The 4,519-nt window shown below is 75.9% G+C and carries 5 protein-coding genes; 4 read left to right on the top strand and 1 reads right to left on the bottom strand.

Translation table 11 applies throughout. The features are described from left to right. Nucleotides 1–141: 141 nt before the first annotated feature. Nucleotides 142–345 carry a CsbD family protein gene (locus tag AC07A6_RS26740; RefSeq protein WP_362469788.1) on the bottom strand — a complete coding sequence of 68 codons (204 nt, stop codon included), beginning with the start codon at nucleotides 343–345 and terminating at the stop codon, nucleotides 142–144. Nucleotides 346–500: 155 nt separating this feature from the next. Between AC07A6_RS26740 and AC07A6_RS26745 the strand changes: the two genes are divergently transcribed. The 4 genes from AC07A6_RS26745 to AC07A6_RS26760 are packed head-to-tail and all read left to right on the top strand — an operon-like array spanning nucleotide 501 to nucleotide 4,428. Further along, nucleotides 501–992: a (2Fe-2S)-binding protein gene (locus AC07A6_RS26745; RefSeq protein ID WP_478778832.1), complete on the top strand. Its 492-nt coding sequence runs from the start codon at nucleotides 501–503 to the stop codon at nucleotides 990–992. Then, nucleotides 989–1,981, top strand: a complete 993-nt coding sequence (locus AC07A6_RS26750; protein WP_478778833.1) for an FAD binding domain-containing protein — start codon at nucleotides 989–991, stop codon at nucleotides 1,979–1,981. Before AC07A6_RS26745 ends, AC07A6_RS26750 begins: the two co-directional genes overlap by 4 nt. Before the next feature lie 45 nt (nucleotides 1,982–2,026). After that, a complete protein-coding gene (locus AC07A6_RS26755) occupies nucleotides 2,027–4,144 on the top strand; it encodes a xanthine dehydrogenase family protein molybdopterin-binding subunit (protein ID WP_478778834.1) in 2,118 nt (705 codons plus the stop codon). A 59-nt stretch (nucleotides 4,145–4,203) separates the two neighbouring features. Further along, the gene (locus AC07A6_RS26760) at nucleotides 4,204–4,428 is read left to right on the top strand and encodes a DUF6213 family protein (RefSeq protein ID WP_478778835.1); all 225 of its coding nucleotides are present in this window, start codon (nucleotides 4,204–4,206) and stop codon (nucleotides 4,426–4,428) included. Nucleotides 4,429–4,519 lie beyond the last annotated feature (91 nt).

Raw genomic sequence — 4,519 nt, forward strand, 5'->3', positions numbered from 1 at the left:
ATGCTCTGCTTCCCTCAGTGAGGGTGGCGCCAGAGGGGTTTAAGGAGCTCCACGAACCCAAAACACTTCCCGGTCCGCCCAACCGTCGCTTCCCCCCCGGCCGGTCCCGGCCGGGGGGCACGTCGTAGGGGGCGTGACGGGTCAGGTGCCGTGGCGGCGGCCGCGCAGCGAGTCGCCGATCCCGCGCACGCTCTGCTCGGCCTTGCCCGCGGCTTCCTCGGCCTTGCCCTTGGCCTGGTCCATCTTGCCTTCGGCCTTCAGCCGGTCGTTGCCGGACACCTTGCCGAGGGTTTCCTTCGCCTTGCCCTTGGCCTGGTCCATCTTTCCCTTGGCCTTCTCAGCCATGGCGAACTCCTTTCGAGAGCCTCGACCGGCGCCTGCCCACGTTCCGCCGCCCGAATCCGATCGGGTGGAACCGGACGCCGACGCGTTGCGGCGCGCCCCCGGCCGGTTAGACGCCAAGGGGCGGGGGCAACCGCGAGGAGAGGCAGGCGCTCGTCATGGACGGCCAGGAGGCCACGCACTCGCAGGTCACGCTCCACGTCAACGGCGAACGGCACGCGCTCGGCCTGGACCACCGCACGACCCTGCTCGACGCGCTGCGCGAGCGGCTGGACCTCACCGGCGCGAAGAAGGGCTGCGACCACGGCCAGTGCGGGGCGTGCACCGTCCTCGTCGACGGCCGGCGCCTGAACAGCTGCCTGCTGCTCGCCGTCGCCCAGGACGGCGCCCGGATCACCACCGTCGAGGGCCTCGCCGGGCAGGACGGCCGCCCGCACCCCCTCCAGGAGGCCTTCATCGCCCGCGACGCCCTCCAGTGCGGCTTCTGCACGCCGGGCCAGCTCTGCTCGGCCGTCGGGATGATCGCCGAACTGGAGGCGGAGGGCGCGGAGGCGACCCGCGAGGCCGTCGCCGAGCGCCTCAGCGGCAACCTGTGCCGCTGCGGCGCCTACCCGCGGATCGTCGACGCCGTACGGGACGTGATCACGTGAAGCCCTTCCGCTACGTCCGCCCCGCGAGCCTCGCCGAGGCGGCCGAGGCACACGGCGGCCGGCCCGGCTCCGCCTACCTGGCCGGCGGCACCAACCTCGTCGACCTCATGAAGCTCGGCGTCGCACGGCCCGACACCCTCGTGGACGTCGCCCGGCTGCTCCCCGCCGGGGTCGAGGCCACCGCCTCGGGCGGCGTGCGCGTCGGCGCCGGCGTCCGCGGCAGCGACCTCGCCGCACACCCCCTCGCCGGGGCCCGCTGCCCGGTCCTGGCCCAGGCCCTGCTGTCGGGCGCCTCGGGACAGCTGCGCAACGCCGCGACGACCGGCGGCAACCTGCTCCAGCGCACCCGCTGCGGCTACTTCCAGGACGTGTCCAAGCCCTGCAACAAACGCGACCCCGGCAGCGGCTGCGCGGCCCTCGACGGCGCCAACCGCGAGCACGCCGTGCTCGGGCACTCCCCGCTCTGCGTCGCCACCCACCCCTCCGACCTCGCGGTGGCGCTGAGCGCACTGGACGCGGAGGTGGAGGTCACCGGCGGCGACGGCATCCGCACGGTGCCGCTCGACGGCTTCCTGCGGCTGCCCGGGGAGCGGCCCGAACAGGACACGACACTGCGGCACGGCGAACTCGTCACCGCGGTCCTGCTGCCGCCCGGCGCCTTCGGCGCGCCCTCCGCGTACCGCAAGGCCCGCGACCGGGCCTCGTACGCCTTCGCGCTCGCCTCGGCGGCGGCGGTCCTGGAGACCCGGGACGGCCTGGTGTCCCGGATCGCGCTCGCCTTCGGCGGGCTGGCGCACCGGCCCTGGCGGGCCCGGGCGGCCGAGGAGCGCCTGCTGGGCGAGCGGCCCACGCCCGAGGCCGTCCGCGCGGCCGTGGACGCCGAACTCGAAGCGGCCCGCCCGCTGCGCGACAACGCCTTCAAGGTGCTCCTCGCCGGCAACCTCGCCCGCGACGTACTGGCCGGGCTCGCCGGGCCCGCGCGGGACTAAGCCCCGCCGACCGGGCGGGGAGCGACACAAAGATGGAGACGGACCATGGAAGGCACCCCCGCGCTCGGCTCGCCCGCCACCCGGCGGGAAGCCGCGCTGAAGGTCACCGGCGCCGCCCGCTACGCCGCCGACCACACCCCGCCCGGCTGCCTGTACGCCTGGCCGGTGCCCGCCACCGTGGCCGCCGGCCGGGTGGTCCGCACGGACACGGCCGCCGCCGCGGCGCTGCCCGGCGTCGCGGCCGTCCTCACCGCCGCCGACGCACCCCGGCTCGGGCCCACCGAGGACGCCGAGCTGCGGCTGCTCCAGGACGACCGGGTACCCCACCACGGCTGGTACGTCGCCCTCGCCGTCGCCGACACCCCCGAGCGCGCCCGTGCCGCCGCCGACGCCGTGTCCGTCACGTACGACACCGGCGCCGCGGCCCCCGACGTCCGCCTGCACGAAGGGCACCCCGGCGCCTACGAGCCCGAGCAGGTCAACGGCGGCTACCCGGGACGCCGCGAGAAGGGCGACGCGCTCGCCGCGTACGAGGCCGCTCCGGTCCGCCTCGACCGCCGGTACGCGGTGCCCCCGCTGCACAACCACCCCATGGAGCCGCACGCCGCCACCGCCGTCTGGGACGCCGGCGAGGAACGGCTGACCGTGTACGACTCCAGCCAGGGGGCCGGGCTCGTGCGCACCGTCCTGGCTTCCCTGTTCGGCCTGGCGGAGGAACGGATCACCGTGCACTCGGAGCACGTGGGCGGCGGCTTCGGCTGCAAGGGCACGCCCCGCCCGCACGTGGTGCTCGCCGTGATGGCGTCCCGGCACACCGGCCGGCCCGTCAAGCTCGCGCTGCCCCGCGCCCACCTGCCCGCCGTCGTCGGCCACCGCGCCCCCACCCTGCACCGGGTGCGCCTCGGGGCGCGGCCCGACGGCACCCTCACGGCCCTCGCGCACGAGATCACCACCCACACCTCGCGCATCCGCGAGTTCGTCGAACAGGCGGCCGTACCCGCCCGGGTCATGTACGCGGCCCCCGACCTGCTCACCGCACACCGCGTCGTGCCGCTCGACGTGCCCACCCCGTCGTGGATGCGGGCGCCGGGGGAGACGCCCGGCATGTACGCGCTGGAGTCGGCGATGGACGAACTCGCCGACGCCGTGGGCGTGGACCCCGTCGAGCTGCGCGTGCGCAACGAGCCCGCCGCCGAACCGGACAGCGGGCGCCCGTACAGCAGCCGCGGCCTGGTCGCCTGCCTGCGCGAGGGCGCACGGCGCTTCGGCTGGCCGGGCACCCGCGGCCCGCGCACCCGGGACGGCCTGCTCACCGGTGCGGGCGTGGCCGCGTCCACGTACCCGGTGTACCTGGCCCCCTGCCAGGCCATGGCGCATGCCCTGCCGGACGGCACCTACCGGGTGGAGGTGGCCGCCACCGACATCGGGACCGGCGCGCGGACCGTCCTGGCCATGGTGGCGGCGGACGCGCTGGGCGTGCCCGCGGACCGGGTGACGAGCGTGGTCGGGCACTCGGGCCTGCCCGCGGCGTCGGTGGCGGGCGGCTCGTCCGGCACCGGGTCCTGGGGGTGGGCGGTGCACGAGGCCTGCCGCGCGCTCGCGCTGAAACTCGCACGGCGCGACGGCAAGGTGCCCGAAGGGGGCCTGTGCGCGTCCGCCGACACCACGGCCGCCGTCAAACAGCGCTCCCCGTACGCCCGGCACGCCTTCGGCGCCCAGTTCGCCGAGGTGGCGGTCGACCCGGTCTCCGGCGAGGTGCGGGTGCTGCGCATGCTGGGCGTCTTCGCGGCCGGCCGGATCCTCAACCCGCTGACGGCCCGCTCCCAGTTCGTCGGCGGCATGGTCATGGGCCTGGGGATGGCACTCACCGAGCACTCCCCGCTGGACCCGGCCCACGGCGACTTCACCGCGCGGGACCTGGCCTCGTACCACGTGCCGGTGCACGCGGACGTGCCCGACATCGAGGCGCACTGGGTCGACGAGCACGACAAGCACCTCGATCCCATGGGCAGCAAGGGGATCGGCGAGATCGGCACGGTGGGAGCGGCCGCCGCCATCGGCAACGCCTTCGCCCGGGCGACCGGCCGCCGGATCCGCGAACTGCCCCTCACCCCCGACCGGGTCCTCGCCGCCCTGGCGGAGGGCGGGCCGGGCGGCGCGTGAGCGGTTGCCCTCCCGCAACGTGGGTAGCCGTTCCCGGAGAGGCGTCGGGAGGAAAACTCATGATCCAGCTGTCGATACCGCTGTTCCCCGCGGACGACGGTGGTCTGCTGATCCCCGCCGACCACGTCACCGCGCTGCTGCGCCGGCTGGCCGAGGACTGGGTGCACGCCACCGAGACCGGCGAGATGCCGGCCGACGAACGGACGGTGTCGGAACTGGCCGGGGTACTGACCGAGCTCGCCGATCAGATCGATGTCGAGTGCATAGGCTGTGCCTCGGAGTAGCCGGGATTCCACCCCGTGGGGGGGGGGGGGGGGGGGGGGGGGGGGGGGGGGGGGGGGTGTGTGGGGGGGGGGGGGGGGGGGGGGGTGGGGG

It is taken from the genome of Streptomyces sp. NPDC044002 (assembly GCF_056434525.1).

Bases quoted from the DNA above. Each gene is read 5' to 3' on its own strand.
- AC07A6_RS26740 (WP_362469788.1), bottom strand. From the start codon at position 345: ATGGCTGAGAAGGCCAAGGGAAAGATGGACCAGGCCAAGGGCAAGGCG.
- AC07A6_RS26745 (WP_478778832.1), top strand. From the start codon at position 501: ATGGACGGCCAGGAGGCCACGCACTCGCAGGTCACGCTCCACGTCAAC.
- AC07A6_RS26760 (WP_478778835.1), top strand. From the start codon at position 4,204: ATGATCCAGCTGTCGATACCGCTGTTCCCCGCGGACGACGGTGGTCTG.
- AC07A6_RS26755 (WP_478778834.1), top strand. From the start codon at position 2,027: ATGGAAGGCACCCCCGCGCTCGGCTCGCCCGCCACCCGGCGGGAAGCC.